Genomic DNA, 19,504 nt, shown 5'->3' on the forward strand with positions numbered 1-19,504 from the left:
GTAACCGATGAATGGCGATATGTTTATCCAATGCTCAGCGATAGCCTACAGACCAGCCAAAACAAACCCGCCTCTAAACGGCTGGCTCGATGCCCAAATGTTCAAAGGTGCGAAGCGTTGCCTGACGGCCCTGGGGCGTGCGAATCATCAAGCCGCACTGCAGCAGATAGGGTTCGTAGACATCTTCGAGCGTACCCGGGTCCTCGCCCACCGCGCTGGCAAGGGTCGTCAGGCCTACGGCACGGCCGGAGAACGTCTTGGCAAGCGTCTCCAAGATACGAATGTCCATCCAGTCCAGACCAAGCTCATCGATCTCGAAGAACTCGAGCGCCTGACGGCAAATATCAAGCTCAATAGGCCCGTTGCCGCGTACCTGCGCATAGTCGCGCACACGCTTGAGCAGACGGTTGGCCAAGCGCGGCGTACCACGCGAGCGCGAGCCGATCTCGAGCGCGCTGGGATGGTCGATCGTAACGCCCAGGATAGTCGCCGAGCGCGTCACAATCTGAGCGAGTTCCTCGACCGTGTAGTAGTCCAGGCGATACGAAATGCCAAAGCGATCGCGCAGCGGGCCGGTCAGCATACCCGAGCGGGTCGTTGCCGCTACCAGCGTAAACTTGGGGATATCCAGGCGAATCGAGCGAGCGGCCGGGCCTTTACCGATAACGATATCGAGCGCAAAGTCCTCCATAGCGGGATACAGGACCTCCTCGACCGAGCGGTTAAGGCGGTGGATCTCGTCGATAAACAGCACGTCACCCGGCTGCAAGTTGGTAAGAATAGCCGCCAGGTCGCCGGTACGCGCGATGGCCGGGCCGCTCGTCGTCTTGATCTGAGCGCCCAGCTCGTTGGCGATAACCGTGGCCAGCGTGGTCTTGCCCAGACCCGGAGGGCCCGAGAAAATCACGTGGTCGAGCGTCTCGCCACGGCTCTGCGCCGCCTCGATCAGCACGCGAAGGCTCTGCTTGATATGCTCCTGACCGCAGTAGTCGTCCAGGCGCTGGGGACGCAGGGTACGGTCGACATCGAGATCCTCGGGCGTCAGTTCCGAACCCACCATACGCTCACCGTGCGCCATGGATGCCGCCGGCGAGTTGCCGGGCGTCGCCCACAGGTCCTGAGAGTCATCGGCTTCCCACATCACGCATCCATTCCGAGTCGCTTAAGCGCCGCGCCGAGCAGATCCTCGACACGCATATCCTGCCCATCATACCCGCTCAGGGCGACCTCGGTCTCCTGCGGGCTAAAGCCCATGGAAAGGAGCGCCGCGCGGGCGTCATCGATTGCCGAGGGAGCGGCTGCGGGGACCGGCATCGCAACCTGACCGGGGATTACGTCGACCGGAACAAAGCCCTTGTCCTTGGCAAAGGTACTCTTAAGCTCCAGGATCAGACGCTGCGCGGTCTTTTTGCCCACACCGGGAACCTTGGCCATGCCCTTGTCGTCCTCGGCCATCACCAGGGAATACAGCTGCCCCACGGTATAGGTGGAAAGCACGGCAAGCGCCAGGCGTGGACCGACGCCCGAGACAGAAACGAGCCGATCGAACATCGTGCGTTCGTCCTTGGAGGCAAAGCCAAAGAGCGTCATAGCGTCCTCGCGCACCTGCATACGGGTATAAAGGCGAACCTCGCCGCCGGGCGTAGGCAGCGTGGCGGCAGTGCTGCCCGAAATACCGAGCTCAAAGCCCACGCCCGATACATCGACGACGGCCGAGCTCATCGTGGCCTCGACAAGCGTTCCATGGAGCTGGGAGATCATCAGTATCCGGTTCCTCTCTGTTGATAGAACTCGCCGCCGGTAAGTGCCCGGGTGCGGCTTAGGTTAACGTGACAGATGGCGCAGGCCAGCGCATCGGCGGCATGGTCTGGGTGAGGGTCGTGATCGAGCTGCGTGAGCGTGCGCACCATGTAGGCAACCTGCCGTTTATCTGCGGCACCGGTGCCCACCACGGCCTGCTTGATCTGCATGGGCGTGTATTCGCCAATCTCGAGCGCGCATTCCGAAAGCGCCACGAGCGCAGCACCGCGGGCATGCGCCGTGGGGATGGCCGAGCGGACGTTAGCGCCAAAGTAGATGCTCTCGATAGCCGCGGTATCGGGACGGTAGCGTTCGACGACGCCCTTGAGGTCGCGGGCGATATGCGACAGGCGCACCGCGAGCGGGCTGCCCGCGCTGGTCTCGATACAACCGTAGGCACGGCAGCGAACCTCGCCACGTCGCTCCTCGATAATCCCCCAGCCCGTATGGGCCAAACCGGGGTCGATACCCAAAATGACCAAGCCGACCTCCCCTCGTCACAAGCACAGCGCAAGGCAAGGCCCCGCGCATCATTCACGAACGTCTGTTCTAGAATAACACAACGGGGCCAAGACGCTTAGTTGAAGTATCGGGGTTGGAAGCGAATCCCATCCCATAGTTAGTTTTGGCTGAAGAATGGGAACTGCCTCGGGTCAACCGGCGGATGCGGCATCGGCGTGCCCTGGGGCCCACCCTGTGGTCCGCCCTGGCCGCCCATCATCTTGTCGATGGCGTCCTGGACCTCGCCCTCGAACTTTTTCATTCCCTCGTGCAAACGACGCTGACCGTCCTCGGAGCGCAGCTCCTCCATCTGCTCGGGCGAAATACCCAACAGCTCGCCCAGTATGCCCATCATCTCGCCGCGCATACGGTCACTCGTGTCGTCGTCGGCAAAGCGGCGCACCTCGGCGCGTGCCAGCGAATCAACCGTCATGCGCTCCTTACCGTTGAGCCCCAGATCGGACCACGCAAGCATGTACGGCCAGGAGCGCTCGACAAATGAACGGGCCGAGACGATCGGCGCCGTCGGTAGCATGCGGCGGGCGGCCTCGCCCTGGCGCACGAGCATCAGCAGCAACGAGCAGACCTCGGGCTTGGCGGCGGCCATCGGGATGTCGTCGAAAGGTCGATTGCGGTCTACGTGCGACTCAAGCGCACCATCGACCTCGCCCGGCTCAAGCCCGCCAAGCAGCTGTGCCGCACGATCGAGCATGTCAACCGGACCGGCGAGCGTCGAGAGCGCCTGCGCCAGCACGCGATCCATGCAATCCTCTACCGCGTTGAGCGTCACGAGCTCTTGGGGCACCACGGCCGAGGCGCGGTTGCGCACGCGTGCCACAAACTCGAGCGTCGACAGATACACATCGCCAAAGGGCGCATAATCGCCCTGGTAGCCACCGCAAAGCGCGGGCGCCGCCAGCGCGTACTCGGTCTTGGAAAGCGGGCTCAGCGCCATAGCGCCCAGCTCGAGCGCCGTATCCTCGAGCATCAGGCCCAGCGCACGCGAACGCAGGCGTTCGGCATCGCCCGCCGACACGTCGCGATCGAGCACGCGCGCCGCATCCGGCGCATCGCGCTCGACAGTGCGAATGTGCAAGCGCTCGGCGATTGAGCGAACAGCGGAACAACGGGCGGCCTCGGCCTCCTCCTGCGCCGGCGTAAAGATGCGATTGCGCCCCAGCACCAGGCCAATCACATTACGCGGACCCAAGGCATCGACGGCAAGTGCCGCCAACAGGGACGACGGCAAATCGCCCTCGAGCGCCACCACGGCACGCGACGCACCGCGGGCGCGGGCATTGTCGCGCACGGCAAGCACCAGCGCCTGCCACAGCCACTCCTCGGAGCGAAACTGGGGCAGCTCATGGTCCTCCAGGGCATCGAGCATCACGCCGCGCTGAATCTCCTGAACCAGCAGGCTCTCCTCAAAACACGGCGCCTGGGCCACCACGCGACCGCAGTCGTCGAGCACAAACGAACCGCCGGTATACACCGACTCGTCATAGGCACCGATCGGCGCCATGCAGGCAAACCATACGCTGCGCTTGGACGCGATCTTGCGGTAGGCACCGCTGCGCACGGCGGCGACGGCAGCTGTCTCGCGGTCGGTCATGTCAAACGCGTTGAACTGGAAATAGGCAATGAGGTCGACACCGGTCGGCAGCATTTCGAGCTCGCGGTCCAGGTCAAACACCACGGCGATGCGCACGCCGTCCACGTCAAACACCGGAGGCGCCCAACGCGCGTCGTTGCTCTCGCCACGTTGCAGGGCGATGCTTGTGCGCGCGGGCACCACGCGACCGTCTTTGAGCATCATATAGTCAAGCAGGGGCTGGCCCTCAAACGAAACCGCCGCGGGCACGATGCAGATCATGTCGAGCTCTTGGATGCGCTCGGCAACGCCCGTCAGGCCCATCAACATATCGTGCTCAAAGTCGGCAGTGCCCACCAGGCCGCCGGGCAGAGCACCCATAAAGAGCGGAGCCGGAACGCACAGTACGCGCGCCCCGCGCTCGTGGGCCAAACGGGCTTGATCCTCGATGCGACCGCAGATACCCTCAATATCACCCAGGCGCATATCGATCTGTGCAAGTGCGAGCTTCATGGCCCAGCCCTTCCCATCGTAACTGTCGTTGTCGTAGTAAAAGCGCCGGCCGCATAATGCAGCCGGCGCTCGCATGTGCATATGCTAGCTATGATACCCCGAGCGGGGGCGCGCTCCTAGAACGTCGCGGACCACAGCCCATGCAGGTTGCAGTAGGCATAGACGGTACCAGTCTTGGAGCCGCCAGCGAAAAACGTCGTGGGCTTCATGCCGGGCTCGAGGTAATGGACCTCCAGGCGCCCCTCGGCCTCAAGCGCAATCCACTCGATGTAGTGCTCGGGCAGCATAGGATGCTCCGTCGAGCCCACGCGCGCGCGAATGACGTGGCCGTCGCGCTCGATCTCGACAACAGGCACGTGCTTCTCGTGCGCCGCGTCCTCGGTGTTTGCGGTCAGCTCCGTGCAGCCGGCAGGAGTCGCAACGTCGTCGCCAAGGGCAGCGATGAGCTTACCGTCGGGGTCCTTAAAGAATTTCGCCATGATGTTCTCCTTTGCTGATGTGCCAATGTTCTTGATGGTTCTTATGCCCAAAGGCAGGCGAACCATCCACGGCATGGCAAATGAACACATAACGAGCGAGGCTAGCGACCGTCGCCACCGAGCAGCGCCAGAACATCCTCGCGCGTAAACAGTGCCGACGAGATACCATCGCCGCCGAGCACGCTGTTGACCAGATCGCGCTTGGACTCCTGCATCTGCATAATGCGTTCCTCGATCGTGTCCTTGGCGATGAGTTTGTACACGGTCACGGTGTGCTGCTGGCCAATGCGATGCGCGCGGTCAGTCGCCTGATCCTGCGCCGCCACGTTCCACCATGGGTCGTAGTGGATAACCACGTCGGCAGCCGTCAAATTAAGGCCCACGCCGCCCGCCTTGAGCGAAATCAAGAACACCGGCACCTCGCCCGCCTGGAACTGCGCAACCATCTTGGCGCGACTCTCTTTAGACGATGCGCCCGTAAGCTTAAGAAAGGCGATATCCTCCTTGGCCAGGCTCTTGCCGATGATATCGAGCATGCCCGTAAACTGGCTGAACAGCAAGATGCGGTGACTGCCGTCGAGTGCTCCGTGGACGAGCTCCATGCACGTATCGAGTTTGGCGCTTCCCGCCTTGTAGTCCGCATAGTGCAGATGCGGGTCGCAGCAGATCTGACGCAGCTTGGTGAGCTCGGCAAGCACCTTGAGTTTATCTTTCTTAAACTCCCCGGCCTCGCGGTGCTGCACCTGCTGGGCGATGCGGTCCTGGTTTGCCAGGTAGAGCTTGCGCTGCTCGCCGGTAAGCTGCGCCATCACCGTATCCTCGATCTTCTCGGGCAGGTCGGCCACCACGTCTTCCTTGACGCGACGCAGCACAAACGGCGATACGAGCGCCTGCAGACGAGCGGCACTATCGCCCTCGGCATGCTCGACGGGACTTTCAAAGCGCTTGGCAAATGAGTCGCGCGTGCCCAGAAGGCCCGGCATCAAAAAGTCGAAGATGCTCCAGAGCTCGGACAGGCGGTTTTCGATGGGCGTGCCCGTCAGGGCAAAGCGCACGCCGGCAGGCAGGCGCTTTGCGGCGCGAGCCACCTGGGTAAGCGGGTTTTTAATGTACTGGGCCTCATCGAGCACCACGCGGGCAAAATCCTGCTCGGCATACTCATCGATATCGCGCCGCATAAGGTCATACGACGTTACAACCACGTTGTGCTCGACCACGCCAGCAATTTGCACGCGACGCTGGGCCTTGGCGCCCACAATGGCGCACACATCAAGCGAGGGGGCAAAGCGCTCCAGCTCGGCGGTCCAGTTGTACACAAGCGACGCGGGGCATACCACGAGCGTGGGCTTGGTATCCCCCGCTTCCACGCGCGCCAGAATGTGCGCGATCATCTGCAGCGTTTTGCCCAAGCCCATATCGTCGGCCAAGATGCCGCCAAGGCCCAGGTGCTCGAGCGAGCCGAGCCACTGGTAGCCGTCGACCTGATAGCCGCGCAGCGTGGCCTTGAGCGAGACCGGCACCGTAAAGTCCATCTTGCCGAGCGTATCCAAGCGCTCGACGGTACGACGGAATGCGGCGTCGCGATCGGCTTCGAGCGCGGGCGTGCGCGCGAGCATAGTATCGACAAACAGGGTGCTCGACGCGGGAAGCGACACGCCATCGAGCAGGTCGACGGCATCGACGCCAAGGTCCTCGGCAAGACCAAACGCGGCACGAGCGCCCTCGTCCAGGCGCACGATATCGCCGGACGTAAGGCGCGCGAACGTCTGGTGGCGCTTATGCGAATCGAGATAGATGGCAAGGTCGGCCGCCGAAAGCCCGCTCGCGCCCAGTTCGACGTCGAGCAGGTTACTCTTGACGGTCGCACGCACCGAAAGCTTGGGCGCAGGACGGACCGAGATCTGGCGCAGGCGGTCGCTGAGCATGACCTCGCCCAGCTCGGACAGGGCAGACAGGCCCTCGGTCAGCAAGTGGAACAGGCGGGCGTCGTCGCGCTCCTCAAACGCCAGGCCGCCCTCGTAGAAATCGAAGTACAGGGCCGCCGTGTCCATAACGCGAAACTCCGCCACCGTATCGCGGGGCGGAACGCCGGGACGTTGCTCTTCGAAAGGACTGCCCGGAGCACCAAGACTAAAGAGATCTGCCGACCAATCACCGTAGGTCACCGTAATCTTGCAGGTCACAAGACCATCGTCGACGCCAATCGCCATGGCAAAGCTCGGCTCGGGCGCCACGGCGTCGAGCGCGGCGGGAGCGGTCAGGTCGGTATAGTCGCGCAAGATAGGCAGCGCCATGCGGCAGAACTCGCCCACCTGGTCGGCGGCGATATGGACCGGCGTGCGGCAGGGCAACAAGTGCGAAAGGAACGGCGCCGCATGTTGGGCAAACGCCGTGTCGGTACGGCGCGCGCGGCGCGTATCGACCAGATAGGCTACGTCGCTCGCGACAAAGCAATGCGTATCGGCCGGAAGGCGCAAGTCGTAGCTGCCTCCCGCCGCCGGTGCAACCTTGGCGGCAAGAAGCGGCGGGCGCTTAGCCGGGACTTCGCCCTCCCCCTGCGGCGACGACTCGACGGCCACCTCGTAGGAGCGATGCGTCGTCGTCCCCCGCGACCAAGCGGGCTCAAAGGACATGGTCCTGCCGCGCAGCAGGTCCAGCACGGACACGACGGAATACTCGGATACCGGCAACTGACGCTCGGCGACAAAGCCGCTGCGGGCAAAGTCATACGATGCCGAGCGCGAGCTCGTAATATCACCTAGGTAGGCGACCGTCATTGCAACAAAGTCAAGCAGCTTTGTCGACACGTCATCGAATGCCTCGGGCACATGGACAAACGTAAGCTTCTTGCCATAGGAGAACGTACCGCCGCGCACATAGGCATCGGCCATGCCGTCGATATCCTTAACCACGTAGGACACCGAACCGCAGCGAATGCGAAACTCGAGCGCCCAGTTAAAACGATCGGCAAACAGCGGATTGTAGTACGGCACCAGCGAGGGCTCCAGCACTGCCTTGGGCGCATCGGGGTCAATGGTGCCGGCGAGCTTGCGACGCATGGCCACGAGCTCGTCCATGCGCGCGTCCGAAAGATCGGAAAGCGCCGCCACAAGGCTCGGGCTCGTGGGGACGGGCGCCGGGAAGGGAAAGTTGGGGTTGACCGCAGATGCGGTGGGCACGGGGCGCGTGGGCTGCTTGGACTGTGCGGGCGGTACCGTAAACGTGCGGACCGGCGTACGCAAGCCCTCGACGGGCTCGGCGCCACTGGCATCCAGATACGCCAGCGCCGTGGCGATAACGTGCTTGCACATGCCGGAATAGCGGAAGGCGGCGGGACAATCGCAGTCGTAGTCGATAACCTCGTGCTCGTCCATATCGAGCGCCACGTGCGTCTTGTACAGGTCGCCGCGCGAGCCACGCACCGTGCCCTCGATGTTCACGTTTTTGGAGAAGCGCGAGCCGGAGTCCTCAAACGACAGCACGGCACCGTTAAGCATGAGCGAGCGCCCCTTCATAAAGGTGCTGCTAAGCGCCGCCTCCTTACGAAGCGCCTGCACAAACGTCCCCTGCGCCATCACTTCCTCCAATCTCGCATGCCAAATGATTTTTCTGGGACGGGGATGAAAAAATCATTCCCGTCCCAGAAAGACTGGTCTTCCGCCACACGTCACCCAAAATGATTTTTTAATCCCCGTCCCAGAAAAATCATTTTAGATCACCGTCACGCGGCCTTGGTTACCCACGATGGCCTTGGCCTCTGCCAGCAGCGGAATCGAGCGTGCGTTGACCTTGGCCGGCACCTCGGCACGCAGTACGCGCCCGTCCACCTGCTCGATAAAGATCTCCACGCGGTCGCCGCCCGGGTTGGCGGTAAGCACCGTGGCAAGACGCGCCATATTGCCCTGGCTAAAGCGGCTGTTGGGCACCATGACCTCAAACACCTTGGGCTTGTTGTTCTCCTCGTTAAGCTCAAGCGGCACGATCTCCTGCGCGATGATCTGGTCGCCGCGGTCCGAACGCTCGAGCTTGCCCTTAATGCGCACAAACGCATCGGACAGCTGCGCGCCGGTCTCGGGATCGACCTCGCCGTACAGGTACCCCTCAGCCTCTTTATAAGTCTTGGGGAACACCACGACCGTGGCCTCGCCTTCCATGTCCTCGAGCTGCACGATGCCCATGGGGTCGCCGTTTTTGGTCACGCGCTTGGACACGCTCGAGACCATGCCGGCCCACCACAGCGCCTTGCCCTCGGGAATCTCCTGGTTGATGGTACCGCCCGTGGGGTTTTGCACCTCGTAGCCGGTATCGATCTGCGAGAACGAGAAGTCGCGTGCCTTGGCTAGTGCATACTCAAACGGGCGCAGCGGGTGGTCCGAGACATAGATGCCCAGAACCTCCTTCTCCTGGCTCAGCTTAAGGTGGCGGTCCCATTCCTGGCCATCCGGATCGGGCACACTCACCTCAAAGCCCGAGCCCTCAACGTCGCCAAACATATCGAAGAACGACGTCTGGCCGCTCGCACGATCCTTCTGGCGCTTCACGGCGGCATCGATGATGTTCTCGGGGTTGTTCTTGTCCACGAAGTGCATCATCTGGCGACGCGGATACCCCGTGGAGTCGAAAGCACCTGCCTTGATGAGCGATTCGATCACGCGACGGTTGGCCTGGCTCGAGTCCACGCGCTCGACAAAGTCGTGCAGTGTCTTAAACGGGCCGCCCGCCTCGCGCTCGGCGATAATCGCCTGCGCCACGCCGGTGCCCACGCCGCGAATGCCGGCCAAACCAAAGCGCACGCCTTCCTTGGTAGCCGTGAACTCGGTACCGGACTCGTTAACATCTGGCGACAGCACGGGGATGCCGTCGTGACGGCACGCCGAGACGTAGTGAACGATCTTGTCGGTCTTGCCCGTGTAGGACGTCAGAACGGCCGCCATGTACTCGTGCGGATAGTGCGCCTTAAGCCATGCCGTCTGCATAACCAGGATGGCGTAGCCGGCGGAGTGCGACTTGTTAAAGGCGTAAGATGCGAACTCGAGAACATCGTCCCAAATCTTCTGGGCGACCTCGCGCGTGTAGTTATTCTTGATGGCGCCGTTCATCCAGTGGTCGTAGGTGGTCTCGTCCGAGCCATCCTCCCAGTGGAGCACCGTCGACGTGAGCAGCTTGATCTTTTTCTTAGCCACGGGCTTACGGATACGCGAGTCCGATTCGCCCTTGGAGAAGCCGCACATCTCAACGGAGATGAGCATAACCTGCTCCTGGTAGACCATGGTGCCGTAGGTTTCGCCCAGGATGTCGTCCAGGCGGTCGTCGTAGGAGACGGCCGGCTCCTTGCCGTTCATACGGTTGATGTAGGACGAAACCATGCCGGCGCCCAGCGGGCCCGGGCGGTATAGAGCGATCAATGCCACGACGTGCTTGTACTCGGTGGGCTTCATGTTCTTGATCGTGGCCGTCATGCCGGCGGACTCGACCTGGAAGACGCCGGCGGTGTGACCGGAGCCCATGAGCTTAAAGATCTCGGGGTCGTCAAAGGGAATCTCTTCCTCTTTGATGTCGATGCCGAAATTCTTTTTGATGTTTGCCTTAGCCTTGGAGATAACCGTCAGCGTGCGCAGGCCCAAGAAGTCCATCTTGAGCAGGCCCATGTCGGCAACGGTATGGCCCTCGTACTGGGTAATCTCAACGCCGCCCTTGGTATCGAGCTTGGTGGGCACATGCTCGTTGACGGGGTCGCGGCAGATCAGAACGGCGCACGCGTGCACGCCCTCGCCACGGGTGAGGCCCTCAATCGAGAGCGCCGTGTCGATGATGCGGCGGGCGTCGTCGTCCTTTTTATAGGCCTCGGCAAAGTCGGGGTTAAACAGATCCTCTTTGCCGGGTTGTTTTTCGAGTACCTGCTTGAGCTTGACCTTGGGGTCGCTCGAGACCATCTTGGACAGGCGCTGGCCCATGTAGACCGGGTAGTCCAGAACGCGCGCGGCATCGTTGATGGCCTGCTTGGCCTTGATGGTCGAGTAGGTGATAACGTGGGTGACCTTCTCGGGGCCGTAGAGCTGGCGAACGTGCTCCACGACCTCGAGGCGCCGCTCATCGTCGAAGTCCATATCGATATCGGGCATCTCGGTACGCTGCGGGGACAGGAACCTCTCGAACATCAGGCCGTTCTCGAGCGGGTCGAACGCGGTGATGTTCATGGCGTAGGCGACGATAGCGCCGGCGGCCGAGCCACGGCCGGGGCCGACGCCGATGCCGTTGTCCTTGGCCCATTGCACGTACTCGGCAACTATCAAGAAGTAGGCAGCAAAGCCCTTGTCGCAGATGACCTTGTATTCGTACTCAAAGCGCTCTTTGATGTTGACGCCACCGATTTCGCGTGTGGCCCAGTCATCGCCATAGTGTTGGCGCAGGCCCTTCTCGCACTCGCGGCGGAACTGGCTCTCGTGCGTCTCGCCGGGGTCGAGCAACGGGAAGCGCGGCAGGATGATGGAGTCCCAGTCCAGCTCCACGTAGCACTTGTCGGCGATCTCGAGCGTGTTGTCGCAGGCCTCGGGGCAATACGGGAACATCGCCCGCATCTCCTCCTCGGTCTTCATGTAAAACTCCGAGCCGGTCATGCGCATGCGGTTGGGGTCGTCGACCTTGGCGTTCATGCCGATGCACATGATGACGTCCTGTACGGGCGCGTCCTCGCGGCGCAGGTAGTGGAAGTCGTTGGTGGCGATGACCTTGACACCCACCTGTTTGGCAATGTCGATGAGCGTGCGGTCCATCTGCTCGTCGGTCAGGCCGTTGTCGGTGGTAATGCCGTGTTCCTGGATCTCGATGTAAAAGTCGCCAGGGTCGAAGGTGTCGCGGAAGGTCTCGGCCCACTTGATGGCGCCCTCCATGTCACCGCGGTCGATGTATTTGGGAATGATGCCCGCGATGCAGGCGCTCGTGCAGATCATGCCCTTGGCATGGCGACGCAGGTTGTCGAGCGTCACGCGCGGCTTGTAGTAAAAGCCCTGCACAGCGGCCTCGGAGACCGTCTGCATCAGGTTGACGTAGCCCTCCTGGTCCTTGGCCAGAAGAATCATGTGGTAGAGCTCGGGCTTATGGTCGCGGGCGAGCGTCTCGTCCGGCGTAAAGTAGACCTCGCAGCCAAAGATGGGTTTGATGACCAGGGGCGGCTTGAGCTCGTCGATGTTGCCCTTCTCGTCCCACATGGCCATGTCCTTCACATACTGGGCATGCTCGCGCGGGCTTTCCTCGGGATCGGGCTCCACCAGCTCGTCGCGGCGGTCCTTTTCCAAGAAGGCCTTGTCGTGACTCCAGGTTTTGTACTCGGGCGTGTTGTGGTTAACGGCGTCGCAGGCCAGCGCCAGGTCGGGCACGCCATACATGTAGCCGTGGTCGGTAATGGCGACGGCGGGCATGCCCAGCTCAACGGCACGGTTGACCATATCCTGGATACGGGTTGCGCCGTCGAGCATGGAGAAAACAGTGTGATTGTGCAGATGGACGAATGCCATGTAATGAGCTCCGATGCGGGTTCGTGATCTTAGGGTTACGATTCTACCGCACAGCGCGGACGGCACCCGAACCTAGCCCAAACCCACACGGCTCCTCTTGCAGTTGCGGTGAAATGCGGACTGTTTGGCGGCTTTTTTGACCAAAACAGTCCGTATTCCACCGCAAGTTATCTGAGGACTAGAGGTTGTAGGTGACCACCTGAGGCTCGCACGGGTTGGCGAGGTCGACTTGCTCCACGCGGACGAACTTGACGGTCACGGCCTCAAAGCCCGCCTTGTGCAAAACATCAGCGTAGACGCGCGCCTGCAGGGCGTGCCTCTCCTGCAGCTGTTCCGGCGTCTCGTCCGGCGTGCCACCCGTCTTGTAGTCGATGACCAGCGCGCATGACGAATCCGCCGGGTTCGTCGCCAAAGCATCGATGGCGCCCTCGGCATATGCACCGTAGCGAGCGATGTCCTCATCCTCGCAACCCAGCGAAAAGAACGGCACCTCGGCGCGAACGCACGGCCAGGCAAGCAGCTCGGCACGGACCGCCGACTTGAGCCAGCGATCCAGGGCAACGTCGAAGCGTTCGCGCTGTTCCGGCGTCAGGCGCCACAGGCGAGCCAGGGCGTCGGCACGCTCGGCGGGCAGCGCATCGGCACCCATCTCGATCAGCCACTGGCAGGCGGCATGGAACGCCGAGCCCAGCGCCATGGGGTTGCCGGCGGGCTCAACGGCGGCCACGCCTGCATCCGTCATCTCGGAACCATCCGACTCCGCATCATCGCCGGCCTCGTCCATGGGCGTGTGTGCCTCGGCGGCACGGTCCTCGGACTCGGCATGCAGCGCCGCGGCAATTGACGAGTAGCTGTACGAATCGCGCGCCGGATACGGGCAGGCGCCCATGCGCACGCCCACCGTCTGGGGATACACGAGCTCAAACGCATCGGGCTCGGGGTCGGCAGGGCCGGGAACGGCGGCGCGGGCATCTGCACCGGCGCCCTCCGGCTCCGCATCGCCGCGGACAAGCCTGCCCTCGGCATCCAGAGAAGCATTGGCCTCAAACGACTGCTCGCCAAAAGCAAAGTCAGCCAGCGAGATGAGCTCGTAGTCGCCCGACTGGGAGTTGTCGAACACCAAACGGTCGGCATCGAGCTGCGGCATGTCCAGGCCGTCCGTCGGCAGAATACGACGCAGCACGTCGTAGGTCAGATCGGTCTCGACGTCGAAGGTCGGCGCCGTCACCTTGCCGCGGCTCACGCCGACATCCATCGCCAGAATGACCAGCTCGCGCGCTCGCGTCATGGCGACATAGAGCAAGCGAGCCCGCTCCTCGAGCGAAAGCTGCAGGTCGTCGTTGCGCAGGCGAACGAATGCCTCGGCGGGAGAACCCGTCGCGCAGACATCCTCCATGAGCTCCGGCGGCAACCATAGCGACGTGCCCTTACCCTTAAACGCATGCTCAAACTGCTTTTTGACGTCATCGCCCTTCACGAAGGTTCCGTCGGCAAGCCTAACGCCATCAAAACGGGCCGGCAGCGCCACGACCTGCGCCCCACCGTCGACGCGAACCATCTGTGCCGCACCCGAGGACTTACGCACGCCAAAACACTCGGCAACCGCTACGACCGGATACTCCAGACCCTTGGACGCATGCACCGTCATGATGCGCACCGCGCCGCCGCCTTCCTCGTTAAGCGCGCCCGGCGCCTCCTTGCCCGCCAAGAAGCGGTCGAAAGCGAGCGCAATGGAGCGCGGCGAGTTGCCGAGCTCAGCCTCCGCCTCGGCAACGGCATCGAGCGCCTTGAGCACGTTGGCGGCAATCGCCTTGCCCTCGGGACCGCGCTTTGTCAGGCGTACAAACCAGCCCGAGGCATTGACGGCATCGCGCGCGATGACGGCGAACGAATCGCGCCCCACGCGACGAAGCGCATGGCGCAACACCTCGCGGGCGCGCGTCAGCAGCGGCAGGTCCCGCAGCCCCGGCACGTCACAATCGCTCATGATGCCCGCGTCGATGTTGCGGCGCGAGGTCTCCCCCGTCTGGTCGTCCAGCTTGGTCGCCAGCGCCAAAAACTCCTGGGCGCCCAGCGCAAACATCGGCGATGCCAGCAGCGGCATGAGGCCCTGCGCCGTATCGGCCGGATTGGCAAGCGCGCACACCAGAGCACGCACCGTCTGCACCTCGGCTGCCTGGGCAAAAACCGAGCCGCCCGCGATGACGCAGTCGAGCCCCTGGTCGCGAAACGCCTGTGCGTAGACATCGGCATTGGTCATGCGCCCTAGCAGCAGCACCATACCGCCCTGGGGCTGGCCCGCTTTAACGAGCGCTTGGAATCGCTCCGCAATCGCACGAGCTTTCGCCTGCGTTCGCTCCTGGGTGCTGCCGCCGGCAACGAGCAGCGCCTGGCGGCGCGAAGCCTTTGCTTTGAGCTTGTCCTCGCGATCGTCACTCGGCTCAAGATCCAAGAACCCCTGCATCAAACCACCGGTGTCGCCGTCAAAGACGCGCGCCACATAGCGCAGCACCTCGTCGTGGCTGCGGAAGTTGCGTACAAGCTTGACAAGCTCGCCGGCGGGGGCATCGGACGTGGCGACCGTCTCGGACGCCGTCGTCGAACCCACCTTGCGCTCCTGGCGACGGAACACCTCGACCTCGGCACCACGGAAGCGGTAGATCGACTGCTGTGCATCGCCCACGGTACACAGCGCACGCTCACCCGCGCCGGTCAGGTAACGGATCAGGTCGACCTGCATCTGGTCGGTATCCTGGAACTCGTCGATCATGACCATCTTAAAGCGGCCCTCATAGGCCGCTCGAATAGCCGGGTAGTCGCGCAGCGCCTCGTACGCCATACGCAGTAGGTCGTTGTTATCGAGCGCGGACTGGCCGGCCTTCAGCGCGCGATACTCAGCCTCCACGGAACGGGCCAGGCCCACCAGCGCATCGAGTGCGGGACCACCGCAGGCCAGCACGATATTGATAAACGCATCGGCAGCCTCGGCCTTGAGTAGCTCCACCTGCTCCTTAGAAAACGCCTTGCTCGCCCGAGGCATGCTGCACGACATCATGAGTCGCGCCGCATCCTCCATGGTTTTGCCGCTCGCCTCAAACGCGTCGATGGCGTCGAGTGCCACCTGTGCCTTTTCGGTCGCGGCCTTGCTCGCACCCAACGCCGCGCGATAGGCGTCGGCAAGCGCCGAGGTGTCAGCCTGGCCGCGCGCCACGCACACATCGTCCATGCCGCCCGGCAGCTGGCTCGATAGCTCCAGCAGGTCGCGCACCAGTCCTTTAATGGTGGTACCGGCGCCAAACGGCCCACCCTCGCCCGCCATGGGATACCAAGCGTAGAGGGCCTTAAGCGAAGCGGCGAGCTCGGGGGCGGCATCGGGCGCCGTCGCGCGGGCCAGCACATGCTCAACAGCCTGGTCCATAAGCTCGTCGGTATCGGTGAGCACCGTGAACTCGGGATCGATGCCCAGCTCCAACGCATGTGCGCGCAGGATACGCGAGCACATGCCGTGAATGGTCGAGATCCACGCATCGTCGACGGTCAGGGCTTCCTCGTCCATGCCCTCGTCGATGAGCGCGCGGCGCACACGGTCACGGATCTCGGCCGCGGCGTCTTTGGTAAAGGTAATGGCGAGCACCTGGTCCAGATGCTCAACGAACGGACCGGATTCGGGCGAGAGCGCGTAGACGATGCGGCGCGTGAGGGTAAAGGTCTTGCCCGAACCGGCACCCGCCGAGACAAACAGCGGACGGTCGAGCGTTTTGACGATCTGCAGCTGTTGCGGCATCAAAGTCGAAAGATCCATGGTCTACACGTCCCTCCTTACAAACGTTCCTTCGTGGTTATACGAGCAGCGCGCATGCGCGGCCTGAGCCGACGTCGGGTCGACGGCGGCAACGTCGCCTGCCTCGAGTTCGTGCAGGCGCTCGGCGATGCCGGCCTCCACGCGATCGAGCAGGGCGTCGAAGTCCATGCTGCCACCCTCGCCGGGAAAGCCCTTCTTAAGCCCCGGGATGCGGCCGTCACCACGCTCCTCCTCGAGCAGCTCGGCACTCGCGGCGCCGCGCAGCGCCGGTTTGCCGCCCTTGGTCGAAAAATAGAGCGCCGCACGGGCATCCAGATCCAGCGCCCGGCGCATAGCCTGCGCATAGATAAGCGTCTGGGTATGGGGCGGCAGCCACCGCGGGTCGTCGATGGCGGCCTCGCCCGATTCCTCGTCGCGCACCGTGGGGTCGGCGAGTTTAAACTCCTCAACGCCCGTGCGATGCTTGTAGTCGATTACCACGGCGCGATTCTCGGCATCCACATCCACGCGGTCGATGCGCCCGCCGAGCGGCCAGCCGGCATACTCGACCTGGAGCTCGTTGAACGCAAACTCCAGATAGCGCGGCGCGAAGGGCGCGAGCGCCTCGGACTCGTAGGCAAGAACGCCCTCCAGCTGCGGCAAAATCTCGGCCACCTGGCGCTCCTCCACCGGGGAGAGCGGCACGAGCGGGCCCTCGGTACCGCGCTTGCCCGCATGCTCGGCCAAGGTCTCGTCAAAGACCTCGCGCAGCAGCTCCTTCGCGCGTGGCAGATTCATGGGTGTCACGCGCTCCATGCCCTCCTGGGGCAGACGGGCATGCAAGTGTTCCAGCACGTCGTGGACAAAGTTGCCCTTCTCCATATTGCCAAAGCCAGCGTCGATCGACTGGGGCTTCACGCGGTACGAGACGAACCAGCATAGCGGGCAGGTCGAATAGGCCTCGATCTGCGAGGCAGACGTCAGGCGCGGCACCAGCGGCGCATCCTCGCCCTCGCCATCGCGACGACGCAGGACCAAATACGGAATGGCTTCATCGCTCAGATGCTGAGGAGCTTCGCAGGTCACGCGCTCGCGCCTAAGACCTTCGCCTGCCGCGGGATCGAAGTCCCTTACGATATCGCCCTCACCCACACACTTCGCCTTGTCGGCGCCAGCGGCTTTAGCGTCACCAGCGGTCTTAGCGTCGTCAGCGATCTTAGCGCCGTCAGCCTCGGCATGCGCCCGCAACTCGGTCCACACGGCAGCCGGATAGCACTCGCGCGCCTGGCGATCGTGGGTCACACGGGCGAGCGTAACCGGGCCGCGTGACGCCTGCATCGCGTGGCCAAAGCGCGCGCGCAGCAAGGCCGCGGGCTCAAGCGTCACGCCCTCGCGACCAAGGCTCGCCGTCAGCGTGGCCAGCGGCCCCTCCTCGTGCGAGAGCGGATAGCTGTCCAGATCGACATCGGCAAACAGTACGGCATCGTAGCTGCCGGGGCGCAGAGCTGCCGCATCGGCAAGCGAAGCAAAACGAACCTGAGCACGTGGCGCACGGTCAACCTCGTAGGTCTCGTAATCGTAGGCGGTGCTACGCTTGTCCACCTTGGTGCGAATGCCATCGAGCACGGGCACGGTCGCGGCCTGCGACACGTCGAGCACGCGGGCGCCATTCATAAGGATGTCGATGGCGTGGCGCAGCAAGGCCACCTCCGCCTGGCGACGAGCCTGACCGTCAAGGCCTCCAAGGGCGCGATCGGGCAACGCCTCGGCAACGGCAAGCATGGCCTTGAGCGCCGTCACGGGCTTGTCACGCCACAGAGCCTGGAACACGTCCGAGACCACACACGGTACGTTCTTAAACCAGTTATCGTCGCTCGCCGCCTTGCGCGCGCCCCTCACCTGGCCTTGGACACTCTGCAGCAGGCTCTTAACGCCCGCGGTAGTCTTGCTGCGCGAGAGACGCATATTCTTATCGAAGGTACGGGCATTGACGGCATCAGCGCCCGAAAGCGGACTGTAGATCCAGTCGGTAAGCTCCGGCGCGGGCCACCACTCGGTCTTTGACGCCATGCCCTCATCGGCGGCCTTCATACGCTCGATCAGACCGGCAAGCGCCGCAAACTGCCTGCCCGCAATGGATTGGGAAAACGCCGTGAACTCAGCTGTCTCGGCGGCGATATGACGAGCCGCCAGACGAGAGGCGAGCTCACCGAACAGCTGGGGTGCCCGGGCAGAAACAACGAGCACGCGCACGGGGTCGGCGGGCGTTGCAGTAGCTTTATCGGCCTTGGACTCCTTGTGCACTTTCACCAACTTATCGATGGCGTCCGCATAGACATGAGCACGGGCATGGGGCCCGGCGACCTCAATAAAGGCAGGCTGAGCGGCGGTCCCGCAAGCGGCATCAGACGCGCCGACACCCTCCCCCAGCGGCCCGACCTCAAACAGCACACCGCGGGCATCAAATGCCGTGGCAAGCTCATCGCGCATAGCCGCCTGCTCGTGGGCAAGCAGCACGACGACCTCTCCCCCATTGTTCGCCACGGCAGACAGCAGCTCGAGCAGTCCGTACGTAAACGACGTGACACCACGTACGCATACGGCGCGGGTGCACGCCGGCAGGTTATCGGCCAGGACACCGGCCATAATGTCAGCTGCCTCGCAGGGCTCGACCATATCTCGACGGTCCAAACCGCCCGCGTAGGCACGCAAAAGCTCGAACACGCGAGCCTCGGCATCGCTTTTTGGCTCAGGCTGGCAATTGTTGCCACGGCATCGCTCGGCCGTCGTCCCCGCCACACCCGGCAGTACATCGCGGGCCATACGCGCGAGCATGCGCACCGTGCCCTGGCTGCGCGAAAGCGGCTGCAGGTCGGCATCATCGAGGCGCGTGACCATGTCCGAAAACAGCATCTGGCGCTGCAGGTTGTCGACGAAACCGCGCCCGTCGCCCAAAAGCTCCCAAAGCGAGCGAAGCCACGATGTAGGCGTCTTGTAGTCGATACCCAGCGAAATCCCGGCTTCCGCCGCATCATGACGGCACAGGTCGAGCTCGGCAAACGTTGGCGCCAGCAGCACGGCACGCCCGTGGCGGGCAATAAGGTCGGCAAGCAACGCCGACTCGGCATCGCTCAAATCCGTGCCGGCATTGGTGGTATAGATTCGAACAGGCATGGTCCTCCGCTCAAACTGTTCGCAATAATCAATGTATCCATCCTACCCGCCCAAGCGGACAGATTTGCCCCACGCCAACAGATTTGATCCCCTGGGGACGGAGGAAAACGGATCATCGAGGGGGTCAGTCTAACCCGGTGATCCGTTTTCC

At 63.2% G+C, this 19,504-nt stretch carries 9 protein-coding genes; all 9 read right to left on the reverse strand.

Features of this window, described 5'->3' with window-relative positions; genetic code table 11:
- Positions 1-73: 73 nt before the first annotated feature.
- Positions 74-1,141: a Holliday junction branch migration DNA helicase RuvB gene (gene ruvB / locus PMX72_RS06245; protein WP_118079537.1), complete on the reverse strand. Its 1,068-nt coding sequence runs from the start codon at positions 1,139-1,141 to the stop codon at positions 74-76.
- On the reverse strand, positions 1,141-1,761 hold the full coding sequence (gene ruvA / locus PMX72_RS06250) for a Holliday junction branch migration protein RuvA (protein WP_118079535.1): 621 nt from the start codon (positions 1,759-1,761) through the stop codon (positions 1,141-1,143). The genes ruvB and ruvA overlap by 1 nt, the downstream gene beginning before the upstream one ends.
- The gene (ruvC, locus tag PMX72_RS06255; protein WP_035137351.1) at positions 1,761-2,282 is read right to left on the reverse strand and encodes a crossover junction endodeoxyribonuclease RuvC; all 522 of its coding nucleotides are present in this window, start codon (positions 2,280-2,282) and stop codon (positions 1,761-1,763) included. The genes ruvA and ruvC overlap by 1 nt, the downstream gene beginning before the upstream one ends.
- A gap of 137 nt (positions 2,283-2,419) precedes the next feature.
- Positions 2,420-4,405 (reverse strand): NAD(+) synthetase, encoded by a 1,986-nt coding sequence (locus PMX72_RS06260; protein ID WP_271728963.1) that lies wholly within the window; start codon positions 4,403-4,405, stop codon positions 2,420-2,422.
- 116 nt (positions 4,406-4,521) lie between these two features.
- Positions 4,522-4,884, reverse strand: coding sequence for a desulfoferrodoxin family protein (locus tag PMX72_RS06265; RefSeq protein ID WP_271728964.1), 363 nt, complete (start codon positions 4,882-4,884; stop codon positions 4,522-4,524).
- Between the two features lie 101 nt (positions 4,885-4,985).
- Positions 4,986-8,459 (reverse strand): DEAD/DEAH box helicase, encoded by a 3,474-nt coding sequence (locus PMX72_RS06270; protein WP_271728966.1) that lies wholly within the window; start codon positions 8,457-8,459, stop codon positions 4,986-4,988.
- A gap of 135 nt (positions 8,460-8,594) precedes the next feature.
- The gene (gene dnaE / locus PMX72_RS06275; RefSeq protein WP_118079527.1) at positions 8,595-12,398 is read right to left on the reverse strand and encodes a DNA polymerase III subunit alpha; all 3,804 of its coding nucleotides are present in this window, start codon (positions 12,396-12,398) and stop codon (positions 8,595-8,597) included.
- A gap of 178 nt (positions 12,399-12,576) precedes the next feature.
- Positions 12,577-16,200, reverse strand: a complete 3,624-nt coding sequence (locus tag PMX72_RS06280) for a UvrD-helicase domain-containing protein (RefSeq protein WP_271728967.1) — start codon at positions 16,198-16,200, stop codon at positions 12,577-12,579.
- 3 nt (positions 16,201-16,203) lie between these two features.
- The gene (locus tag PMX72_RS06285; protein ID WP_271728968.1) at positions 16,204-19,353 is read right to left on the reverse strand and encodes a PD-(D/E)XK nuclease family protein; all 3,150 of its coding nucleotides are present in this window, start codon (positions 19,351-19,353) and stop codon (positions 16,204-16,206) included.
- Positions 19,354-19,504 lie beyond the last annotated feature (151 nt).

This window comes from Collinsella aerofaciens (assembly GCF_028207065.1).
Taxonomy (GTDB): Bacteria; Actinomycetota; Coriobacteriia; order Coriobacteriales; family Coriobacteriaceae; genus Collinsella; species Collinsella aerofaciens_AR.

Excerpts from the sequence above, each read along its gene's own strand:
- ruvB (WP_118079537.1), bottom strand. The coding sequence starts at position 1,141 with ATGTGGGAAGCCGATGACTCTCAGGACCTGTGGGCGACGCCCGGCAAC.
- ruvA (WP_118079535.1), bottom strand. The coding sequence starts at position 1,761 with ATGATCTCCCAGCTCCATGGAACGCTTGTCGAGGCCACGATGAGCTCG.
- PMX72_RS06260 (WP_271728963.1), bottom strand. The coding sequence starts at position 4,405 with ATGAAGCTCGCACTTGCACAGATCGATATGCGCCTGGGTGATATTGAG.
- PMX72_RS06265 (WP_271728964.1), bottom strand. The coding sequence starts at position 4,884 with ATGGCGAAATTCTTTAAGGACCCCGACGGTAAGCTCATCGCTGCCCTT.
- PMX72_RS06270 (WP_271728966.1), bottom strand. The coding sequence starts at position 8,459 with ATGGCGCAGGGGACGTTTGTGCAGGCGCTTCGTAAGGAGGCGGCGCTT.
- dnaE (WP_118079527.1), bottom strand. The coding sequence starts at position 12,398 with ATGGCATTCGTCCATCTGCACAATCACACTGTTTTCTCCATGCTCGAC.
- PMX72_RS06280 (WP_271728967.1), bottom strand. The coding sequence starts at position 16,200 with ATGGATCTTTCGACTTTGATGCCGCAACAGCTGCAGATCGTCAAAACG.
- PMX72_RS06285 (WP_271728968.1), bottom strand. The coding sequence starts at position 19,353 with ATGCCTGTTCGAATCTATACCACCAATGCCGGCACGGATTTGAGCGAT.